General features: G+C 44.4%; 23 protein-coding genes. 21 read left to right on the plus strand and 2 right to left on the minus strand.

Translation table 11 applies throughout. The annotated features are described in order from the left end of the window. Positions 1-263 precede the first annotated feature (263 nt). The 14 genes from KN811_RS07020 (at position 264) to KN811_RS07085 (ending at position 10,242) form a co-directional block, all read left to right on the plus strand. Positions 264-1,157, plus strand: coding sequence for an ABC transporter ATP-binding protein (locus KN811_RS07020; RefSeq protein ID WP_187965178.1), 894 nt, complete (start codon positions 264-266; stop codon positions 1,155-1,157). Between the two features lie 249 nt (positions 1,158-1,406). Then, a complete protein-coding gene (locus KN811_RS07025) occupies positions 1,407-2,237 on the plus strand; it encodes an ABC transporter permease (protein ID WP_187965177.1) in 831 nt (276 codons plus the stop codon). Positions 2,238-2,642: 405 nt separating this feature from the next. Beyond that, on the plus strand, positions 2,643-3,188 hold the full coding sequence (locus KN811_RS07030) for an alpha/beta hydrolase (RefSeq protein WP_187965176.1): 546 nt from the start codon (positions 2,643-2,645) through the stop codon (positions 3,186-3,188). A gap of 54 nt (positions 3,189-3,242) precedes the next feature. After that, a complete protein-coding gene (locus KN811_RS07035; RefSeq protein WP_187965175.1) occupies positions 3,243-3,635 on the plus strand; it encodes a hypothetical protein in 393 nt (130 codons plus the stop codon). 278 nt (positions 3,636-3,913) lie between these two features. Further along, entirely contained in the window at positions 3,914-4,597 is a 684-nt protein-coding gene (locus KN811_RS07040; RefSeq protein ID WP_187965174.1) for a Type 1 glutamine amidotransferase-like domain-containing protein, read from the plus strand. 940 nt (positions 4,598-5,537) lie between these two features. Beyond that, entirely contained in the window at positions 5,538-5,954 is a 417-nt protein-coding gene (locus KN811_RS07045) for a VOC family protein (RefSeq protein ID WP_187965173.1), read from the plus strand. 468 nt (positions 5,955-6,422) lie between these two features. Beyond that, the gene (locus tag KN811_RS07050; protein WP_247716425.1) at positions 6,423-6,962 is read left to right on the plus strand and encodes a helix-turn-helix domain-containing protein; all 540 of its coding nucleotides are present in this window, start codon (positions 6,423-6,425) and stop codon (positions 6,960-6,962) included. A 98-nt stretch (positions 6,963-7,060) separates the two neighbouring features. After that, positions 7,061-7,297, plus strand: a complete 237-nt coding sequence (locus KN811_RS07055) for a hypothetical protein (protein ID WP_216334743.1) — start codon at positions 7,061-7,063, stop codon at positions 7,295-7,297. Between the two features lie 324 nt (positions 7,298-7,621). Further along, entirely contained in the window at positions 7,622-7,972 is a 351-nt protein-coding gene (locus KN811_RS07060; RefSeq protein ID WP_187965171.1) for a cupin domain-containing protein, read from the plus strand. 16 nt (positions 7,973-7,988) lie between these two features. Continuing rightward, positions 7,989-8,165 (plus strand): hypothetical protein, encoded by a 177-nt coding sequence (locus tag KN811_RS07065; RefSeq protein ID WP_187965170.1) that lies wholly within the window; start codon positions 7,989-7,991, stop codon positions 8,163-8,165. 107 nt (positions 8,166-8,272) lie between these two features. Continuing rightward, positions 8,273-8,692 (plus strand): helix-turn-helix domain-containing protein, encoded by a 420-nt coding sequence (locus KN811_RS07070; RefSeq protein ID WP_187965169.1) that lies wholly within the window; start codon positions 8,273-8,275, stop codon positions 8,690-8,692. Between the two features lie 17 nt (positions 8,693-8,709). Beyond that, complete coding sequence (locus KN811_RS07075; RefSeq protein ID WP_187965168.1) at positions 8,710-9,105, plus strand: VOC family protein; 396 nt, start codon at positions 8,710-8,712, stop codon at positions 9,103-9,105. Positions 9,106-9,254: 149 nt separating this feature from the next. Further along, positions 9,255-9,776: a GNAT family N-acetyltransferase gene (locus KN811_RS07080; RefSeq protein ID WP_187965167.1), complete on the plus strand. Its 522-nt coding sequence runs from the start codon at positions 9,255-9,257 to the stop codon at positions 9,774-9,776. A 16-nt stretch (positions 9,777-9,792) separates the two neighbouring features. Next, positions 9,793-10,242, plus strand: coding sequence for a cytochrome c oxidase assembly factor Coa1 family protein (locus KN811_RS07085; protein ID WP_187965166.1), 450 nt, complete (start codon positions 9,793-9,795; stop codon positions 10,240-10,242). A 62-nt stretch (positions 10,243-10,304) separates the two neighbouring features. On the opposite strand, the gene KN811_RS07090 is transcribed toward KN811_RS07085, so the two are convergent. Both KN811_RS07090 and KN811_RS07095 read right to left on the minus strand, forming a co-directional pair. Continuing rightward, positions 10,305-10,643, minus strand: coding sequence for a hypothetical protein (locus KN811_RS07090; RefSeq protein ID WP_187965165.1), 339 nt, complete (start codon positions 10,641-10,643; stop codon positions 10,305-10,307). 15 nt (positions 10,644-10,658) lie between these two features. Then, complete coding sequence (locus KN811_RS07095; RefSeq protein WP_187965164.1) at positions 10,659-11,378, minus strand: DUF899 domain-containing protein; 720 nt, start codon at positions 11,376-11,378, stop codon at positions 10,659-10,661. 316 nt (positions 11,379-11,694) lie between these two features. Between KN811_RS07095 and KN811_RS07100 the strand changes: the two genes are divergently transcribed. From KN811_RS07100 to uvrB, 7 genes are all read left to right on the plus strand, one after another. Further along, on the plus strand, positions 11,695-11,952 hold the full coding sequence (locus KN811_RS07100) for a hypothetical protein (protein WP_187965163.1): 258 nt from the start codon (positions 11,695-11,697) through the stop codon (positions 11,950-11,952). Beyond that, positions 11,949-12,458 (plus strand): O-acetyl-ADP-ribose deacetylase, encoded by a 510-nt coding sequence (locus KN811_RS07105; RefSeq protein ID WP_187965162.1) that lies wholly within the window; start codon positions 11,949-11,951, stop codon positions 12,456-12,458. The genes KN811_RS07100 and KN811_RS07105 overlap by 4 nt, the downstream gene beginning before the upstream one ends. 258 nt (positions 12,459-12,716) lie before the next feature. After that, positions 12,717-13,796: a DUF1800 family protein gene (locus tag KN811_RS07110; RefSeq protein WP_247716426.1), complete on the plus strand. Its 1,080-nt coding sequence runs from the start codon at positions 12,717-12,719 to the stop codon at positions 13,794-13,796. A gap of 54 nt (positions 13,797-13,850) precedes the next feature. After that, positions 13,851-14,096, plus strand: a complete 246-nt coding sequence (locus tag KN811_RS21800; protein ID WP_247716427.1) for a hypothetical protein — start codon at positions 13,851-13,853, stop codon at positions 14,094-14,096. Between the two features lie 49 nt (positions 14,097-14,145). After that, a complete protein-coding gene (locus KN811_RS07115) occupies positions 14,146-15,312 on the plus strand; it encodes a DUF1501 domain-containing protein (protein WP_187965161.1) in 1,167 nt (388 codons plus the stop codon). A gap of 246 nt (positions 15,313-15,558) precedes the next feature. Continuing rightward, the gene (locus KN811_RS07120) at positions 15,559-18,519 is read left to right on the plus strand and encodes a TonB-dependent receptor (protein WP_187965160.1); all 2,961 of its coding nucleotides are present in this window, start codon (positions 15,559-15,561) and stop codon (positions 18,517-18,519) included. 325 nt (positions 18,520-18,844) lie between these two features. Further along, the gene (gene uvrB, locus KN811_RS07125) at positions 18,845-20,851 is read left to right on the plus strand and encodes an excinuclease ABC subunit UvrB (RefSeq protein WP_187965159.1); all 2,007 of its coding nucleotides are present in this window, start codon (positions 18,845-18,847) and stop codon (positions 20,849-20,851) included. Positions 20,852-20,934 lie beyond the last annotated feature (83 nt).

Here is a 20,934-nt window from a genome sequence, read left to right on the forward strand (position 1 = left end):
AAAACTCCCGTGCACCTCTGTGGCATGACCAAAAACGCACTGTTATTAACCACAAAGGCCGCAAAGTTTTTCACAGAGGGCACAAAGCGGGCTTTCTTTAGAAGTAAATATGCGTATCACCATATACAAAAGCCTTCAGAGTTGAAAAACGAACCGCACCTCCGGGAATCGTTCAAAAAAATAATCGGCCAATTCGGCCAATAGTTTGTAACAAAATCGTATTTTTTTCGTCAGGTTATGTAAAATCGTTAAAAACGAATACTTTGGAAACCATTTTAAACATCCGGAACCTTACCAAGAAATTCGGTTACCTCACGGCAGTGAAAGACCTTTCCTTTTCCATCGAAAAAGGGAACGTTTACGGTATCCTGGGGCCTAACGGCAGCGGAAAATCCACCACACTCGGTATTGTGCTCAACGTAGTGAACAAAACCAAGGGCAGTTTTGAGTGGTTTGACGGGAAAGTCACGACCCATGACGCCCTGAAAAAAGTGGGGGCCATCATAGAACGGCCCAATTTCTACCCGTATATGTCCGCCGAAAAAAACCTGGACCTCGTATGCAAGATCAAGGGCGTACCCCGCGAAAAAATACAGGAAAAGCTGGAAGTGGTGGGCTTGTATGACCGTAAAGACAGTAAGTTCAAAAACTATTCCCTCGGAATGAAACAGCGCCTGGCCATTGCCTCTGCCCTGCTCAACGACCCCGAGATCCTGATCCTCGACGAACCCACCAACGGGCTCGACCCCCAGGGTATTCACCAGATCAGGGAGATCATCAAAAAGATCGCCTCCAACGGAACCACCATCCTCCTCGCCTCGCACCTGCTGGACGAAGTGGAGAAAGTATGCACCCATGTGGTGGTGCTCCGCAAAGGCGAAAAACTATATTCCGGAAGGGTAGACCAAATGGTGGCCAGCCACGGTTTCTTTGAACTCCGCTGCAAGGACCGCGATAAGGCCCTGTCACTGCTCCGGGAAAGCCATGCCTTTAAAGACCTCAAGGAGGAGAACAGCACCATCACCGCCTTCCTCAACGAACCCATGGAAGCGGAGGCCTTTAATAAACTGATGTTCGACAATGGCATTATACTCTCGCACCTCGTTAAGCGGAAGGAAAGCCTGGAAGAGCAGTTTTTGACGCTTACGGGGGATTGATAATGTGCCAGTTTGTTAATGAGATCATTTGATAATGAGAACACGGATCGTAGTTGAGGGAAGTCCCCTCTGCCTTCGGCATCTCCCCTTAGGGGAGAGTTTCGATCTTTTCTCTACCAAAGTGAACTAATTAACAAAGTTTAAAAGAAAACTTTCTCCCCCTCGGGGGGAGATGCCGAAGGCAGAGGGGGATCGTTCTCCAAAGCCCTATCCGGCAACCTTCGAATACAAACCTGAAACAATAAAAATATGCTTCGCTTATTACAGATAGAATCCATAAAACTGTGGAACAACCGGGCCAGTAAATTCCTTATTGTGGCCTATTTTGTACTGTTGTTGTCCATAGCGCTTATCGCCGCCGTTAGGTTCGATATCGGCCCTGTGAAATTTCACCTGGCCGAACAGGGTATTTTCAATTTTCCCTATATCTGGCACTTTAACACCTATGTCGCGGCTTTTTTTAAACTGTTCCTGGCCATAGTTATCGTATCCATGACGGCCAACGAATACAGCAACAAGACCATAAAGCAAAACCTCATCGACGGATTGAGCAAATGGGAGTTTATCTACTCCAAATTCCTTACCGTGCTCAGCTTTGCAGCCATTTCCACGGTATTTGTCTTTACGGTATCCCTGATCCTGGGGCTTTTCTATTCCGATTTTAACGAAATGTCCATTATCTTTTCGGACCTGCAATACCTCCTGGCCTTTTTTATAAAGCTGGTGAGCTTTTTCTCGTTCTGCCTGTTCCTGGGCATCCTGGTGAAACGGTCGGCCTTTGCGCTGGGCTTTCTCTTTTTGTGGCAGATCCTCGAAGGGCTGTTCTATATGGTCATCCGCTGGCAGTCAGACGGTGCTACTGCGGCAAGCATATCCCAGTTCTTCCCGCTCGATGCCATGAGCAACCTTATCAAAGAACCCTGGACACGGCTATCGGCCGTAAAGACCGTAGCAGGGCAAATAGGCGAAGACATCTCCCGCGATTATGCCGTGCATTGGTATTCCATAGCCATTGCACTCGCCTGGACCGCCCTGTTCATCTACTGGTCTTATGCGCTGCTGAAAAGGCGTGACCTGTAAAAAGAGAAGCATAAACATTACAACATACCGAAAAGGCACAAGGAAGGCTATGACCTGCGTTGTGCCTTTGTGCCTTTGTGTCTTCGTGCCCCCCTTACAAAAACAATCCGTGTTCAGGATAAAACAGGCCGTTCCCCGGTAAAAATAAGCCTCCTTCATTGTAAAATAGACGATCCCCGGTATCAAACAGGTATTCCCTGCGATAAAGCAGCCTTCCCGATACAAAGCTTTTTTCGAATATATCCGCAATATGGGCTACGACGGTAAACTATTCTATAAAAAACAGCCCCGGGGCCAAAGGCTATCCTTTACTTACCCGATGATTTACAGAATGTTGTATATTGTTGGGTGGAAATTTTTTAAACGGTCATTTATGGGCACACCTATTTAAAAACAATGATAAAAATGAAAAAACAAATATTATTTATACATGGAGGGGGCGAAGGCGGTTATAAAGCAGACACTAAATTAGCTGATTCCCTTAGAAAGGAATTGGGAGATGCCTATGAGGTATACAACCCTGAAATACATTTCAACGACACGCTTCCGGATTTCGGATGGCTTAAACAAATCGGGAAAGAGATTTCATTGACTGGTGAAAAGATCATTTTGGCGGGACACTCTTTCGGCGCTTCCATGCTTTTGAAATATTTGTCGGAAAACCGGGTACAGAAAAAAATTGACGGACTTTTTCTGGCCGCCCCACCCTATTGGAGTGGTGACGAAGATTGGAAACAAGGCATTAAGCTGCACAAGAATTTTGCAGATAGTATACCGAAGGATATTCCGATTTTTCTCTACCATTGCAAAGATGACGAAGAAGTACCGTTTACCCATCTCAAATTTTACACACAAAACCTGCCGCAGGCCACTGTTCGCAAAATAACCGGTGGAGGGCATCAATTTAATAACGACCTATCGTTTATGGCAAAAGATATGAAATCATTATAAAGATCAAAGCCCAGGCTGGCGCGAGCGGAGACATGAGAACAAAAAACAAACACTATGGACATACCGGTTTTAATAGCCAATATTCTGACTTTATTAGCCTTCTTCATTCATATGTTTACAGGTGATGGAGAACTGAAAATATTTGAGCCTGAAAATGACGAAAAGCATTTAAAACGAGAAAAATGGACCATGGTAAGATGTGGCTGGCATTGGGTTTCGTTTGACTTATTATTTGCCTCCATTGGACTTGGAATAATAAACTTTACTGACTTTTTAGAAAATGAAAAACTGCTGCTTCAAATATTAGCAATTTATTTTCTTGGTTATGGAATTGTGTTCTTAATAGTAATCACTATTTCCAGGAAATTTCCAAAGAACTATTTGAAATTGGGACAATGGATATTATTATGGCTAATAAGCGGATTACTTTATTGGGGATTAAACTAACATGAATAATGGATAAACTCTTTGAAATGAAGGCGCCTTAAACTGTAACCTTATTTGAATTTTTCTAAAAGGGTCCTCCCTTCAGACGAAGGGAGGTGGTCCCGATTGAGATCGGGATCGGAGAACCTGTCCCGAGATATCGGGAGTTTGAAAGCCCGGGCCATGGGAAAAATATAAAAATTCAGAGTTATACCTAACGTCTGGGCCCCGGTTGCTACCAGTTTCCAACTGAACGCCATCTCAAACCATTCCAAACACACAATACCTATTGTATAAACATGAAACTCCTCCTCACCTCCGCAGGCATAAGCAATACGAGCATCCAGAATGCACTTACTGACCTCCTGGGCAAACCGATTGCAGAGTCCAGTGCTCTTTTCATCCCCACCGCTATGTATGCCATAACCGATGGTGCTGACATTGCACGAAAGGTAATATGCGGAACGTTGGGCGACCCCTTTTGTAAATTGGGCTGGAAGTCGCTTGGAATATTGGAACTCACAACATTGCCCACTGTAAAGAAAGAACTTTGGGTGCCCATGCTTCAGGATACTGACGCCCTGCTGGTGGGAGGTGGCGACTGTCAATATCTGTGCTATTGGATGCAGCAGAGCGGACTGGCAAAGCTCTTTCCGTCACTGTTACACAAAACAGTCTACGTAGGCCTGAGTGCCGGGAGTATGATCATGACCCGCTATGGAACAACTTATGGCAATCATACACTCCCGGCAGAAACCGATAAATCACTGGGGTTGCTCGATTTTGCCCTGCATCCGCATCTCAATCATGAATGGTTTCCGGAAAACACTTTGGCAAACCTCGAAAAACTGGCTGCAACCCTCCCCGTGCCGTCATATGCCATTGACGACCAGACTGCCCTTAAAGTTACCGGCAATGCCATTGAAGTCGTATCAGAAGGTCAATGGAAGCTGTTTACTCCAGACAAAACAACGAATCACTAAACATTGTCACAGGATAATAACAGAAGAAAAACAATCGGATTTGGGTATAGCGAAAATTACTTGAATGAAATCCCAAAAAGACACTTCGAAATGAATAAAGAAATGTATTTAGAAAAGGGAATTGCTGAACCAAAATTATACCGAACGGAATAAACCCAGCGGGACTCGTTGCAAATAAGAGTTAGATGAGGCAGGATACTCCCGCCAACTTGGGCGTCTCTCATAAGTTTATAAAAAGTAGCTAATTTGGGACTTTGTTATTTATGAAGTGTATATAATTATAATACTAAAGGATACTAAATGAAAATACTTTTAGACACAAACATAATTATTCACAGAGAGACATCCAAAATAGTTGAATATGGTATAGGTCAACTATTTAATTTGGATAGACAATCTCCACTGGTGCTCGTTTGAGCAAAGCGGAAACGAGCACCCATCGTAAAAGCGTTTGTAACGCACTAAAAAAGACATTACAAATGTCAGAATACATTCTTATTCTTTGCAAACGAGCGCCAGATTGGAAATTTTTTATTGAAATAGATTCAATACTTCCGCACAAATGTTTTGGAACAACTTATTGGTATAATTTCTCTCCAAAAAAGTATCCGATTAATACTGAATTAAGAACAAAATGGGAATAATATAATTCCCGATCTCTACTAATCTTTTTTAAATTATGATCTAAGTACAAATCATTTAACACACCCCGCCATTAGGCGAGTGTTCCGGGATAGACAGGACATTGGAGGCGTAAGATGTCAATGGATTTTATCGATTTGGTTAAAGGGCTCCGGGGATTCGGGGCCTTTTTAGATGTTAGATATGAGGTTTTAGAGGTAGGACTGTTGATACTTTTTGAGGTTTGGGACTTATATTAAACGGAATAGGTAATTATGTATATTTATGTGTTGGCAACAAGCTGAAAAAAATCACGATAATGAACAAAATATTTGACACGTACCGACCAGAAGGATTTGGAACAGTAAGCGGATATTTATTTGTGGAAAACCCGAATGAACTGATTGATTTTCTTAAAAAAGCCTTCTATGCAGAAGAAATCAACCGATCAATGAATTCACAAAATGGTGATATTGCGAACGTAATTTTAAAAATAGGAAGTTCCTGCTTTATGATAAGTCAGGCAAGAGGACAATTTTTACATATGCGAACGGCATTTTACTTATATGTTGATGACGTTGACGAAATCCACAAAAGAGCGGCCGAATTCGGAGCCAAAGTTGAATTTGAACCAGCCGATATGGATTATCAAGACCGACAGTCAGGTATAATTGACCCGAGCGGAAATTATTGGTGGATTTCAAAACGACTTGTAGCAAAAGGTTATCATGAATAATATTGACAAAACGACAAAAATCATTTCAAGTCCCCCCATGCTGGTGCAAGCGGGAATGAATTATGATCTGATCGTAAATTTTCAGTAGCATTGTCGCGAGCATCCCGCTCCTTGCTTTAGTGGAACAGGCAGTTCTGGCCCGAAGCAAAAATACAATACGAACCACAGTACCCGCAATCAAACAATTTATAATCAGAAATCATATATTTCTCCTAATCCGGAAAACCGGTGAATAATCCGTATATTAAACCTTTTACTTTAATGACTGTTTAAAATGCTTTCCCTAAAAGATATACTGAAAAAACGGGGCAACGAAGACAGGAATACCATAGCTTTAACCCTTTAAACGGTCAAAGCCCTGATCGATTTTTTGAAGATCATATCTCAAATCATCCCTGTTATGCGGATGGATTCCGGTAAAATCAGTGATCCAGGTCACATTTTTTTATGAAACTATATGTCAAATACATGGTAAGTTTAAGATGTAAGCTCCTCGTTAAACAGGAGTTGGAAAAACTCGGGCTACATCATATCAGTATTGAGCTGGGCATGATAGAAATTAAAGAAGATATCACCGAAGCACAAAAACAGGAACTGAAATTAAACCTCGCTGCGTCGGGTCTGGAATTACTGGATGACAAAAAAAGTATTCTCGTCGATAAAATTAAGGGGGTCATTATAGAAATGATACACTATGCCGAAGAAATCCCCAAAGGGAACTATTCCGATTACATTAGTGAAAAGCTCGGCTATAATTACATCTACCTGTCCAATCTGTTTTCAGAGGTCAAAGGTATAACTATACAGCATTTTATCATTAAGCACAAAATAGAAAAAGCAAAAGAGCTTATACTTTACGACGAATTAAACCTTACCGAGATCTCGTACAGGTTACATTACAGCAGTGTGGCCCACCTGTCTAACCAATTCAAAAAAGTCACCGGGCATTCTCCTTCATTTTATAAAAGACTGGGCGAAAAAAGAAAGGATACCCTGGAAAACCTGTAACATGTGTAACCTTCCGTTTTAGTTGTGTAACATATTATATAGTATTAGTACTCACCTTTGTATCAGTACAATGAAGTACGCACAAAAACTACAATATCATGGAAAACAAGAATAAACAGGGAGAGCACAAAATGAGCGAACTTTTTAAGGTGCAGGGCGATTGGGCAAAACAATCCAATGCCTTAAAAGAAAAATACCCGAAACTTACCAGCGAAGATGTAAAGTTTGAAACCGGTAAAGAAACAGATTTATTTAAAAGAATCGAAACCCGGTTAGAAAAAAACCGCAACGAAGTGATTGACATTTTAAAAACAAACCACCAGGCTTGTTCTTAATACAGGCAAGATCAGTTAAAATCTAACTCAAATGAAAAGGACAGTCATTGAACAGGCTGTTCTTTTCTTGTTTTTCAGAACCTGTGATATATGTAAATTATAATATCAGTTCTGTAACAGAAGCCCCGCTATTTAACTTAACTTTCTCCAAAAGATCATTAACAGTTTAACAACGAAAATCATGTCAAAAGAGAGAAAAGGCAAACAAAAAGACAGTAAGACCCCGGCCTCGAAAACAGCAAAAGAAAAAAAGCAGGCCAAGGCAGAGAAAAAAAGAACTAAAAACTACGAATAAACTTCGTTCAACAAAAAGGTACAGGGGCCATGGAAAATCAAGAGTTTAAAAAATCAATTGCTTTCAGAATTACAGATAAGCTGAATTATGTATCAAACTCCATAGTCACAAAACATATTCTGAATGAAAAGACCGGGAATATCATGGCCCTGGCCATAGACTATGGCAAAGTTTATATTCCCAAGGCAACACCGTTTTCAACATTCATCCAGATCATTGAAGGAGAAGCCGAAGTCGTTATCAATGAACAATCCAAGTATTTACAAAATGGCGATTGTATGATCATTCCGGGGCACACCCCTCATAGCATAGAAGCCAATCAAAGGTTTAAAATGCTTTCCATCATTCTGAAAAGTGGTTATGATGAATTAGAGGTATAACCTAAAAACAAAAGCCATGAGCAACTTATTTAAAACAGGAGATATGGTCTGCGCCAAAGTAAACCCTACACGGCCCCTGGTCGTCAGGGTATTTGCAAGAGGAGTATACTATTGCGACGTAAAAAATCATCCTGAAGAAAAAGAACAGGTTTATTTTGAAAGGGAAATAATGACCTTCAACAAAACCGCTTAAAATTCATTGACTTGCCGCAGGCCCAAAGCCTGTCTTGTCACAGCTTATATTGAAGGGGTTAATTATGTATATTTGTATATCATCAGTAATGTGATTGATACAAAACCATGACCTTCTATCAAACAGAAATAAACCGGATCAGGGAAATTTGCTATTCCAATGACAAACAGGTTCAAACCGTCATCGCCACCAGGCGTTTTATTGACAATAATTTCGATAAAGAAGTGAACCTCGACCTGCTGTCTCACATCCGCTACACTTCAAAATTTCATCTGCTTCGGCTGTTTAAAAAATACTACGGGATCACGCCCAAGCAATACCTGACCTTCAGGCGTATTGAAGCATCAAAGCACTATTTAAAAAAGGGAATGAGCGTATCCGAAGCGTGCTACTGCGCAGGTTTTGAGACCCCCAGCTCATTCAGTACACTTTTTAAAAACAGGATAGGACTTCCCCCCGTTGAATATCAAAAAGAGCAATTTTTACAAAGTGAATTAAAAACCGATTCGGGAACTTGCACCCATTAATCTAAAAACATATAAAGATGAAAGTCAGAGTCATTAGCATTCCCGTTCTGGACCAGGACAAAGCACTGGCATTTTACACTGATAAACTGGGCTTCGTAAAAAAACACGATATCCCCCTGGGCGAAGGCGGCCGCTGGTTAACCGTAGTGGCCAAAGAAGAACAGGAAGGAACGGAGGTCTTACTGGAACCGTCCCCCCATGGTTTTGAACCGGCCAAAACCTATCAAAAAGCACTCTTCGATGCCGGAATTCCATACACACAATTCAATGTAGATGATGTCCGGGAAGAATATGAACGCCTGGTCAACCTCGGTGTAACGTTCAGTGTAAAGCCCACAGCAATGGGAACGGTGAAAATCGCCGTGTTCGATGATACCTGCGGAAATAATATTCAGATTGTAGAGCTGCTTTAAAGAACAGTTACCATAACCTTCTTCCCGGCAGTATTCCAGACTAAAACACAGAGCAACACCAATCCCATCCTGCACAGAACATCTCCTTTTTCATTAAATGGTTAATTATGTATTTTTGTGTATAAACTACAATACAAAACAGGATAGGAATGGAAAATATTGAAGTAAGAAAAGTAACCCTCCGCAATATCGAAGAATTGCAGAACATCGGAAAACAGACATTCGCTGAAACTTTTTCTTCAGGCAACAGTGAAGAAGACATGAAAGCCTATCTGGATAATTCATTTTCTATGGAAAAACTGCAAACAGAGCTATCCGACAAAAACTCCGAATTTTACTTTGCAGTGCTCGGCGATAACGTCATCGGGTATTTAAAGATCAATGTCGGGCAATCACAAACCGAAGTGAAGGACAAAAATGCCCTCGAGATTGAACGCATCTATGTGTTAAAGGAATTTCACGGAAAAAAGGTGGGGCAACTGCTTTATGAAAAGGCCATGGAGATCTCCAGACAAAAGGGCGTAGACTACGTATGGCTTGGTGTTTGGGAAGAAAACCCGAGAGCCATCCGGTTTTATAAGAAAAACGGTTTTGTAGAATTCGACAAGCATATTTTTAAACTGGGAGATGACGAACAAACGGACATCATGATGAAACTTCAGGTGAATTAAAAGAAAAAATTAAACCATGAACAACGAACTCATTGAACAAAAAAGCTGGTGGAAACGGAACCGGAAATGGTTTGTAACGATGTGCGGGATCATGGTAATTTTCATTGCCGCTTTCTTCTCATCCGGAATGGATGGAATGGCAACAGACCTGGTTCAGGCCTATGCCGATACCAAACTCTATGAAAATGCACTGGAAAAAGCAAAATCGGACGAACGGGTAACGGAATTACTTGGAGAGATCAAACCGATCGACAAAATGGCGATCATAGAAGGCCAGGTTAAATACAGCAATGATAACAGAACGGTTAACTCAACTATCCGGGTTAAAGGAACCAAAGGAAAAGCCAGAATGGATATCTCAGCCAACCGGATCAATAACACCTGGAACTACACCAGAATCAATATCCGAATTAAAAATCCGCCCGGGAAAAAACAGACCATTGAAATCGAAACAGGCATAAATTGACAGTAGCCCGTGAAACTGTAATTAAGAATTGTCCGTATCTTCATTGTTCCTTATCGATACTATCACAAACTCAAATAACTAAAAACCAGCAACCCTATAACCAATACCGTCAACAGCCATAACCATGTTTTTGATTGAAAAAACCCCGGCTGTTTTTTTGTGCTGCAAGTACCGGTACAACCCCTTGTATTTTTCGCGAAATAAGCCTTGTAATGACTATGACCTATCGATACTAAGGCCACGGTCATTAAATACGGTTTCATGGGCTGCAACCATGCCAGATAGCTCGCACTGCCAAACAGCGCGGCAATAGCCGGTGCCCAGCAACAAAGTTTCGTAGCCATCACGGCTAAGACAGAAGCACCGGCTGCCATACTGTTTTGGATGATCGACGGTTTCATCTTTGTGCTGTTTTTTTATTGACAACAGGATGATGCACCCCCGTTTTCATACTCGTCGTGGCGGCGCCAGCTTTCATTTTTGCGGCCTTGCGGAGCCATATCGAGCATCCGGAGCGTACTCATTATTTGTTCCACACCCCGGTCGTACGTAGAATAGGTATGATACACCATTCCGTCCTTAAGCGCAAAAGCGCTCATCCCCTCACGCTGTGGCTCAGGCTGCTCAACACGGCGGAAATTGTAATCCGCACCTTCCTTTTGCTGCTTCTCCGTGAAGGCGGCACCAAAATCGTACTTAAAGTCACTGCCCAGAGAGGAGATCCAGGGAAAATTCCAGCCCATTCGCCGTGCATAGGCGCGTAAAGGTTCGAGCGGAGCAATTGACTCGGCTACCAGGGTTATGTCGTGACCATTGAGGTGCTGAAGTGCCCCGTCGAAGTGATCAGCGACGAAAGAACAGCCCGTACATCCCGGATTGTCCTCATTGACCCGGAATCCGAAATCGAACATAAAGTGATAAACGAGGAGTTGTGATCGTCCGGCGAAAAGTTCTGCCAGGGTCTTTGGCCCCTTGTCGGTTTCGAAGGTATACTCTTTTTCGATACGTACCCACGGGAGTGCCAGCCTTTCCTCGGTAAGTTTGTCTCCCTGCCGCATGTGTTCTTTTTCCTTTTTGAGCAGTTGCAGTCGAGCCTTCAGCCACTCTTCCCGGGTTGCAATGTTGTGTGTACTCATAGTCTTTCTGTTTTGATTGTTAATAATTTACTCCCCAAAGATAACGTCTATACACCCCTTTTAAAAGGTGCAATTTAGACTTTATTGCGGGCTGATTTGGACAGGCATACCCTTATATACAGAATTTTCAAACAAGACGATGATATGTTTTTGTGATCTTTGGACTCAGATGACAGAAAGCTATCGTGAGATTTAAGGATTTTAAGTACTTTTAACAAGTCTTTATTGGGTTGGAAAAACATTCTCAGGAGAAAACTGATGGACATAAAACGAAACAAGACCACCAAACAAAAAAACAATCGAAAACTTTAAATCGATGAACAAAATAAAACTGTCCCTGATCTTTTTACTACTCCTTTCGCTGGAATGTTATAGTCAGCAAAACGGAGGTCCCGGCATAAAACAAACTATTACCAGGAATGGCATAGGACTCGGAAGCGCAATTGCCGTAGTTATTTCCTGGGATAGGAATAAATCGGTCCTGTATGCTGTCTTACACGGAATTTTTGGATGGCTTTACGTCATATACTTTGTAATCGTCCGGGAATATGAAAACAAAAACAAGTCCGAATGATACAGATCATAAAAGGAGATATCACCCAAATAAAAGCCGATGCCATAGTCAACGCCGCAAATAATTCACTCATGGGTGGCGGAGGCGTGGACGGAGCCATTCACAAGGCCGGGGGCCCGGCAATACTGGAAGATTGCAAAAAGATCTTAGCCAGGCAGGGAGGGTGCAGAACAGGCGAAGCCGTAATAACCACGGCCGGTAATTTACCCGCCGGATATGTAATCCATACCGTAGGGCCGGTCTGGAACGGGGGCAAAAACGGAGAACCGGAACTATTATATCATTGTTATCAGAATGCATTGAAACTGGCCCGCGACCATCAATGCAAGACCATAGCCTTTCCCAACATCAGCACGGGGGTTTACCGGTTTCCCAAACCATTGGCCGCAGAAACAGCACATAGGTCTATCCGGGATTTTCTCGAAAGTTCCGAACACCGGATCAGTGAAGTGATCATCGTTTGTTTTGACGATGAGAACTATCAGATCAACCGGGAAATAGTGTAAATCTATTCCAAATCCGGTACAATCCTACTGGTACTCGTTTGAGCAAAACGACAACGAGTAGCCATCGTAAAAAGCGTTTACTTCGATAAAGCTCAGTACAAGTGTAACGAACCCTGAAAAAACAACAATATCCTTGAAAAGGCCTAACGTTCCGGGAGAGAACAAGGAAATTAACGTTAATAAAATCAAAATGCTAATTTTCAAAACAATAGTCGGCATAAAATTTGGTTATCTTTAGTAGACGAAATCATCAGGATAATGCAATTAGCGTATTTGTGGTCTTTACGGTTAGGATTTTCTTCAAAACAAGCCGGGAAAATTAAAGAACAGGGCATTGAATCTTTTCTTCGAAGCGCTTACAATGCGCCATATCCCGATGTCGTCCCCGACTGCCTGTCCGATACCCCGAAAACACTTCCCGAACTACGGGAATTCCGAAAGCAACAAAGCGAAGCCTCTCCGGAAGAAAAACAGATGAACAGAAAAAAGGAGCGGAAAGTACATTTTCAACTCAAGGACTGGTGGATAGATCAAATGCGCCATAGCGATTTCCCCTTACGGGAAAAAATGACCTGTTTCTGGCACAATCACTTTGTTTCCACTTGGCAAAAAGTAAAGGACAACTATTGGGTCTATGAACACAGTATGATCTTGCGAAAAAATGCCTTTGGCAATTATAAAACATTGACAAAGCAGATCATCAGGTCCAATGCCATGCTCAAATACCTGGACAACAACAACAATAAAAACAAAAAGATCAACGAAAACCTGAGCCGTGAATTGCTGGAGCTGTTTGCCCTCGGCATCGGCCATTACAGTGAAGAGGATATTAAGAACGGGGCAAAGGCTTTGGCCGGGCTGAACTTCGGAGATCACGGAAAGGGAAGGTACCGAAAGAAAATTGAAAACAATGAGACGATCACCTTTTTAGGAAAAACGGGGAAATTTAAGGCCGATGACATCATTGACATCATTTTTGAACAGGAAAACACCCCCTATTTCATCACCGAAAAGATCCTGAAATGGTTTATCTATGATGAACCAGCCGATGAGCTTGTAAAATATTACGGTGATTATCTGAAAAGTGTAGATTTTGAAATAGAGCCCTTCTTTACCAAAATGGTGAAAGAGGAATACGATAAACCCAGCGCGGGAATGAAAATAAAAGACCCGCTGGTCTATATTTTACAACTCATAGAAGAACTGCATGCCGATGAAGTGAGCAATATCACTGTGGCCACGTTTATAAGCGGACAGGGCATGGACCTGTTTAACCAGCCCAATGTAAAGGGATGGGACGGCGGTAAGGCATGGCTGACCTCTCAATTATTTCTTTAGCGGAATAAAATAGCAGATGCCCTGTCTAACGGACGGTATCGTGAAGCGCATCCGATGTCCGGGAAAAAAACCGGGGTGCAAAACATTAAAGTACACCTGGACTGGAATAAGAACGATAACAACAAGCAGATCATCAAAGAGGTCACCGACCGAACGCTTTTTCAGGTCAGTGATACGCTGCAAAGTGACATGGAAAGTATTCTGACCTACGATTTTGACCCGCAGAACGCCAATGCAGAAAAGGCCGTGCTCCGCCTGTTCCGGTATATCGCAAAAACCCCGGAATATCAATTAATCTGAAAACAGGATATATCGAAAAAGGGTATATAAACTTTAAAAGTTCAAAAAAATGAATAGGCGAAATTTCTTAACGGTCACAGGAACATTAACGGGAGGCACATTACTCCTCCCCGACTTTCTCTTTTCCTACGGAGCTCAACCCCGTCTATCCATGGGAGAGCAATCCGTAGTTTTTATCCAGCTCAATGGAGGCAATGACGGCCTTAACACCTTTATTCCCATCGACGATCCCTTATACCACGAAGCAAGGCCTGCCATTGGCCTGCATAAGGATAAAGTCATCGGAAAGGACAAGGGCATGGCCTTTCATCCTGCATTAAAAGGTTTTGCCGATATCCAGCAGCAGGGAGACCTGACCGTGATCCAGAATGTAGGTTACCCACACCCCAACCGTTCACATTTCAGGAGCCGGGAGATCTGGCAAACGGCTACTCCCGAAGATCAGTATTTAAACGAAGGCTGGCTGGGCAGGTACCTGGAACTGCAATGTAAAGATCACAACCCCACAGCCGGGATTAATCTCGATAATACGGATAATCTGGCACTACTGGCCAATGAACCCAATTTTATTACCGTAAAGAACCCCAACCAGTTTAAGTATAAAAACACGAATGAACAGGCCGTAAAACTGTCCGACAACCCGCAACTGGATTTTGCCCGGAAAATCGCCAATTCGGTTACCGAAGGCTCGGAACAAATTCAGCAGGCTTTAAAAAAGGCAAAAAATTCCAATATGTACCCCAAAAGCGGGTTGGGCAGGAATTTACAGTGGATAGCCCGTTTAATAAAGGGAAACCTCAATACCAAAGTATATTATACCTCTCTCGGGGGGTTTGATACCCACAACAACCAATTGGGGCTGCACGCAAGACAACTTACCCAGCTCAACAATGTTGTGCATAGCTTTTATAAGGATCTTAAACAGGCAGGATTATTGCAAAACACCACAATAGTCATTTTTTCCGAATTCGGAAGAAGGGTGCGCGACAACGGCAAAGGCACCGACCACGGAACAGCCGCCCCGATGTTTATTATAGGAGGGAACAATAAGGGAACCGTAATAGGACAGAACCCCAACCTCGCCGACCTGGATCAGGGCGACCTGAAATACGAGACCGATTTTAGAAGTGTGTATGCCGCCCTGCTCAAAGAAAAGCTGGATTTTAACCATGCCGGTATTGGCATTAAAAACAAACCTCTGCAGGGCATCTTTTAAGATCTGTAAACCACTATCGTTCGTTGTTGCCCCACATGGGCCCGAGCGTCCGCACATAGTATAATATCCATTTGGTAAAGGTTCTGTCAGGAGCCTTTTTTCTTTTTAAGCACTTCCATACATGACACGATGATCAGATATAAGCTACGTACACACGCCATAAAATCTCATTTTAACGACCAGGAATGCCCGCATTACAATTATTTAACATATTTTTGAAGATATCAACACTCAAAATATTTATTTATGAAAAGAATATTACCATCCCTTATCCTATGTTTATGCTTTGCATACGGTTTTTCCCAGGACATCACTGTTTCCGGGAAAGTCACCGACGAATCCGGAGAACCTCTCGTAGGGGTCTCTATTACCGTTAAAGGGACCACTCAGGGAACCACAACAGATTTTGACGGAAACTATGCCATTGATGCCGCCATGGGCAATGTACTCCTGTTTTCCTATGTCGGATTTGAAAGCAAACAGGTCACCGTGAGCTCTGCCGGCCTGGATGTACAGCTCGAATCGGGTGTTGCCCTTGAGAACGTGGTAGTTGTCGGCTCCCGGAACCCGGCCAGGACCGCTACCGAAACAGCAGTGCCTGTTGACGTTATTGACATGAAGGAACTGACATCGCAGGGGCCTCAGGTCAACCTCAACCAGATACTCAATTACGTAGCCCCCTCCTTTTCTTCCAACACACAGACCATATCGGACGGAACGGACCACATAGACCCCGCTTCCCTCAGGGGACTGGGGCCGGACCAGGTACTGGTGCTCATCAACGGCAAGAGAAGGCATACTTCTTCCCTGATCAATGTCAACGGAACCTTCGGACGGGGTAACGTAGGCACCGACCTCAACGCCATTCCCGCTGCAGCCATCCAACGGATCGAAGTGCTTCGGGACGGAGCGGCCGCACAATACGGTTCTGATGCCATTGCAGGGGTAATAAACATTGTGCTCAACAAAAATGTCAATGAACTTACCGTAACCGCCACCACCGGCGCAAACTTCTCCAGAAATGCCGAAGAACAGACCGGGGGTATTGACGGTGCCACTACCAACATAAGCGCCAACTACGGGCTTGCCCTGGGAGATAAAGGTGGGTTTATAAACTTCACCGGGGACTTTGATTACCGCGACGATTATAACCGGATGAAAGAATGGGAAGGCGGTATTTTCAACGCCTATAACTCCATAGAATATGTAGCCAATGCCAACGGTTATGACATCAGTGACCTTTTTACCGATGTGGATGCCATTAAACAATACGGGGCGCAGGTTCCCTATTTTGATACGGATCTTAAAGCCCGGATCGCAGGAGCCAACAGCATAAACGATATGAGAAATGCTTTAAAAAACTACCAAAACCCCTATGATCCGGTAACAGAACAAAGCGATTACAACAGCTACTTCTATGATGTCACCGATGAAGAGCTGGCCGCCCGCGGTCTTCAAAGAACCGATTTTAACATGCGGGTGGGACAGTCCGCCCTGAGGGGAGGGCGCTTTATGGCCAATTTCTCCCTGCCGCTGGACGATAACGGCACCGAGCTCTACTCCTTTGCCGGGATCAGTTCCCGCGCCGGGAATTCTGCCGGGTTCTACCGCATGCCCGGTGAAGCAAGGACTTATACTCCGGCCTACATCAATGGCTTTTTGCCTGAGATCAACTCCAAGATCAAGGACCGCTCCCTTTCCGTGGGGATCAAGGGAAAAATAAACGAATGGAACGTAGATTTCAGCAATACTTACGGAAGGAACTCTTTTGATTATGAAATATCAAACACTTCCAACGCTTCCATGCTCAACGCTTCCCCCACCCGCTTCGATGCCGGAGGGTTCGCCTTTACGCAAAACACCACCAATCTGGACATCAACCGCTTTTACGAAGATGTTTTCGCCGGATTGAACATTGCATTCGGAGCGGAACATCGTTTTGAAAAATACGAGATCACCGAAGGCGAACAGGCTTCTTATGTTCAGTATGACGTAAACGGAATCCCCATCACCACGGATACCCAACAACCCCGGACAGATTTTTTCGGTAGCCCGAGACCGGGAGGTTCCCAGGTGTTTCCCGGTTTTTCCGAAACCAATGCCCTTGAACGCGACCGGACCAGTATAGCGGGATATTTTGACGTAGAAGCTGACTTAACCGAAAGATTCCTGGTCAGCCTGGCCTCCCGTTTCGAGAATTATTCCGATTTCGGGTCTACGATCAATTTTAAGGTAGCCACAAGAGTGAAGGCTACGGACAACCTTAACCTCCGGGCAGCACTCAATACAGGGTTCCGCGCCCCTTCCCTGCACCAGTTGTATTTCAATTCTACCTCTACTGTGTTTGACAATCAGGGCAATCCGCAGGAAGTAGGAACCTTCGCCAACGACAGTCGTGTAGCCAAATTGCTCGGCATTCCCGACCTGAAGGAAGAAACTTCAAAAAGTATAAGCGTAGGGTTTACGGCAAAACTCCCCGAGGCCAACATCACCTTTACTGTCGACGGTTACTTTGTGGCCATAGACGATCGCATTGTATATACCGGACAGTTTCAACCAGGTGATAACGAAGAACTGCAACTCCTGTTCAACCAGGCCAATGCCTCCAGGGCAGCCTTCTTCTCCAACGCTATTGATACCGAATCCAAAGGCCTGGACATGGTCATTACCCATAAAACCTACCTGAGCGATAATGTACAACTGAAAAACGACCTCTCCGCCACATTATCGCAAACCCGCAGGGTAGGCGATATCAAGGCTTCACAGGTACTGGAAGACGCCGGACTGGTAGAGACCTATTTCCCGGAAGAAAGCCGTATCTACCTCGAAGAAGCCGTGCCGAGAACAAAGGTTAACCTGACCAACAATCTGACCACGGACAGGTTTAACGTATTTCTCAGAAACGTGTTCTTCGGCAAAGTCACCGAGGCTACCAATGTTATAGAAAATCAACAGGAATTCGGTACCAAGATCGTAACCGACCTGTCGTTCGGCTATAAGGTTTCCGATGCCCTCACCCTGACCGTCGGGGCCAACAACCTGTTTGACATCTATCCCGACAGGGCATTTACAGGAGATTCTCAACCCGATGTTCCCGGTATTCAGAACAACAGGAGCAGCGGCCGTTTCGACTGGTCCAGAAGGGCACAGCAATTCGGAGTAGGCGGGCGCTTTCTCTTTGCCAGGCTGAGCTTTGTGTTAAAATAGTGAGAAGGTAAGAGTGTGAGAAAGTGAGAAGGTGAGAGAGAGAAAAAAAATCTTTCATTCACAAAATATCCATCAAAAAACTGCGTTACTCTTACATGATGCGCACAAAAAACAATGCGTATCTATTGATTTGTGTATTAAAGCAGGTTCTCATTTACTGAGATTATGTTTGATTTAGCCCCAAACTTCCACCCACTTCGGTGGGAGTTTGTTTTTTATGGCAACACATTATCAGTTCTCCGGTGATTATTACTAAAGAAAAATTCTGTTTTTTACTTCCGACTTCCGTCACCTGACTTCTAACTTTGTTTGCTATCTTTACATCATGAAATTCCAGGTAAAATCAGATTTTAAACCCACAGGAGACCAGCCCGAAGCCATACGGCAACTGGTTTCGGGGATCGTTAACGACGACAGGTATCAAACCCTTCTCGGGGTCACCGGCTCCGGAAAGACCTTTACCGTTGCCAATGTTATAGAGGAAGTGCAACGCCCCACTCTGGTGCTCGCCCATAACAAGACCCTGGCGGCACAGCTCTATTCGGAGTTTAAACAGTTTTTCCCCGACAATGCGGTAGAATACTTCGTATCCTATTACGATTACTACCAGCCCGAAGCCTATATCCCCGTAACGGGAACCTATATTGAAAAGGACCTCTCCATCAACGACGAAATAGAAAAACTCCGTCTCAGCACCACCTCTTCCCTGCTTTCGGGCCGGAGGGACGTGCTGGTAGTGGCTTCGGTATCCTGCCTCTACGGTATCGGGAACCCTTCGGAATTTCAAAAGAACGTCATCCCCATCGAGCGCGACCAGGTGATCTCCCGTACAAAATTCCTGCACAGGCTTGTACAGAGCCTCTATTCCCGGACCACAGGCGATTTTATTCGCGGAACCTTCCGGATTAAAGGCGATACTGTGGATGTGTTTCCCGGTTATGCCGATAACGCCTTCCGCATTCATTTCTTTGGTGATGAGATCGAAGATATCGAAGCCTTCGATCCGCAGACCAACCGTATCCAGGAAAAATATGAGAAACTGAACATCTATCCGGCCAATATATTCGTCACCTCTCCGGATGTCTTGCAAAATGCCATCAAACAGATCCAGGACGACCTGGTCAGGCAGGTAGACTTCTTCAAGGATGCAGGAAAGCACCTGGAAGCAAAACGCCTGGAGGAACGCACCAATTTTGACCTGGAGATGATCCGCGAGCTGGGGTACTGCTCCGGTATAGAAAACTATTCCCGCTACCTCGACGGCCGTGAGGCCGGAACAAGGCCTTTCTGCCTGCTCGACTACTTCCCGGACGACTATCTTATGGTCGTGGATGAAAGCCATGTGACCATCCCCCAGGTACACGCCATGTACGGTGGTGACCGCTCCCGGAAGGAAAACCTGGTGGAATACGGCTTCCGGCTCCCCGCAGCCATGGACAACCGTCCGCTGAAATTCGAGGAGTTCGAAGCCCTGCAAAACCAGGCGATCTACGTGAGCGCCACACCGGCAGACTACGAACTGCAAAAGAGCGACGGAATATACGTAGAACAGGTGATCCGCCCCACAGGCCTGCTCGATCCCGAGATCGAAGTACGCCCCAGCCAGAACCAGATCGATGACCTTGTAGAAGAAATACAGCTCCGGACAGATAAGGACGAACGCGTTCTGGTCACTACCCTGACCAAACGTATGGCCGAAGAACTGACCAAATACCTCAGCAGAATACAGATACGCTGCCGCTATATCCACAGTGATGTAGATACCCTGGAGCGGGTAGAGATCATGCAGGACCTTAGAAAAGGCCTGTTTGACGTACTTATCGGAGTAAACCTCCTCCGGGAAGGGCTGGACCTGCCGGAAGTATCGCTCGTGGCCATTCTCGATGCCGACAAGGAAGGCTTTCTGCGAAGTGCCCGGGCCCTCACACAAACCGTGGGAAGGGCAGCAAGGAACCTCAACGGAAAAGCCATTATGTATGCAGACAAGATCACGGACAGCATGCAGAAAACGATCGACGAGACCAATTACCGTCGGGAAAAGCAAATGGATTACAACAAGGCCAACAACATCACCCCGACGGCATTGAACAAAAAAATAGAGAGCAGCCTGGGCAAAAGCCCTATTGCCGAATATCCGTCCGGCAACGGCCTGGAAAACTATTTGAATGCCGCCGAACCGGAAATGGAATACCGCTCCAGGGATCAGGTAGAAAAAACCATCCGCGAAAAACGCAAAGCCATGGAAAAAGCTGCCAAAGACCTCGACTTTATGCAGGCTGCCAGGTTAAGGGATGAGATCAAAATGCTTCAGGAAAAGGTAAAGGAACTGTAACAGGTTCGCGCAAATCAGTCTCACACCGCCCTGATCTGAGCCCGAAGGCCCTTATTAGGATATCGAAGGATGGCCAATGATAT

It is taken from the genome of Sinomicrobium weinanense (genome assembly GCF_018863395.1).
Lineage (GTDB): Bacteria > Bacteroidota > Bacteroidia > Flavobacteriales > Flavobacteriaceae > Sinomicrobium > Sinomicrobium weinanense.

Excerpts from the sequence above, each read along its gene's own strand:
- KN811_RS07110 (WP_247716426.1), top strand. The coding sequence starts at position 12,717 with ATGCAATTAGCGTATTTGTGGTCTTTACGGTTAGGATTTTCTTCAAAA.
- KN811_RS07105 (WP_187965162.1), top strand. The coding sequence starts at position 11,949 with ATGATACAGATCATAAAAGGAGATATCACCCAAATAAAAGCCGATGCC.
- KN811_RS07065 (WP_187965170.1), top strand. The coding sequence starts at position 7,989 with ATGAGCAACTTATTTAAAACAGGAGATATGGTCTGCGCCAAAGTAAAC.
- KN811_RS21800 (WP_247716427.1), top strand. The coding sequence starts at position 13,851 with ATGTCCGGGAAAAAAACCGGGGTGCAAAACATTAAAGTACACCTGGAC.
- uvrB (WP_187965159.1), top strand. The coding sequence starts at position 18,845 with ATGAAATTCCAGGTAAAATCAGATTTTAAACCCACAGGAGACCAGCCC.
- KN811_RS07040 (WP_187965174.1), top strand. The coding sequence starts at position 3,914 with ATGAAACTCCTCCTCACCTCCGCAGGCATAAGCAATACGAGCATCCAG.
- KN811_RS07070 (WP_187965169.1), top strand. The coding sequence starts at position 8,273 with ATGACCTTCTATCAAACAGAAATAAACCGGATCAGGGAAATTTGCTAT.
- KN811_RS07080 (WP_187965167.1), top strand. The coding sequence starts at position 9,255 with ATGGAAAATATTGAAGTAAGAAAAGTAACCCTCCGCAATATCGAAGAA.
- KN811_RS07120 (WP_187965160.1), top strand. The coding sequence starts at position 15,559 with ATGAAAAGAATATTACCATCCCTTATCCTATGTTTATGCTTTGCATAC.
- KN811_RS07025 (WP_187965177.1), top strand. The coding sequence starts at position 1,407 with ATGCTTCGCTTATTACAGATAGAATCCATAAAACTGTGGAACAACCGG.
- KN811_RS07055 (WP_216334743.1), top strand. The coding sequence starts at position 7,061 with ATGGAAAACAAGAATAAACAGGGAGAGCACAAAATGAGCGAACTTTTT.
- KN811_RS07100 (WP_187965163.1), top strand. The coding sequence starts at position 11,695 with ATGAACAAAATAAAACTGTCCCTGATCTTTTTACTACTCCTTTCGCTG.
- KN811_RS07060 (WP_187965171.1), top strand. The coding sequence starts at position 7,622 with ATGGAAAATCAAGAGTTTAAAAAATCAATTGCTTTCAGAATTACAGAT.
- KN811_RS07090 (WP_187965165.1), bottom strand. The coding sequence starts at position 10,643 with ATGAAACCGTCGATCATCCAAAACAGTATGGCAGCCGGTGCTTCTGTC.
- KN811_RS07095 (WP_187965164.1), bottom strand. The coding sequence starts at position 11,378 with ATGAGTACACACAACATTGCAACCCGGGAAGAGTGGCTGAAGGCTCGA.
- KN811_RS07085 (WP_187965166.1), top strand. The coding sequence starts at position 9,793 with ATGAACAACGAACTCATTGAACAAAAAAGCTGGTGGAAACGGAACCGG.
- KN811_RS07045 (WP_187965173.1), top strand. The coding sequence starts at position 5,538 with ATGAACAAAATATTTGACACGTACCGACCAGAAGGATTTGGAACAGTA.
- KN811_RS07050 (WP_247716425.1), top strand. The coding sequence starts at position 6,423 with ATGGTAAGTTTAAGATGTAAGCTCCTCGTTAAACAGGAGTTGGAAAAA.
- KN811_RS07030 (WP_187965176.1), top strand. The coding sequence starts at position 2,643 with ATGAAAAAACAAATATTATTTATACATGGAGGGGGCGAAGGCGGTTAT.
- KN811_RS07035 (WP_187965175.1), top strand. The coding sequence starts at position 3,243 with ATGGACATACCGGTTTTAATAGCCAATATTCTGACTTTATTAGCCTTC.
- KN811_RS07115 (WP_187965161.1), top strand. The coding sequence starts at position 14,146 with ATGAATAGGCGAAATTTCTTAACGGTCACAGGAACATTAACGGGAGGC.
- KN811_RS07075 (WP_187965168.1), top strand. The coding sequence starts at position 8,710 with ATGAAAGTCAGAGTCATTAGCATTCCCGTTCTGGACCAGGACAAAGCA.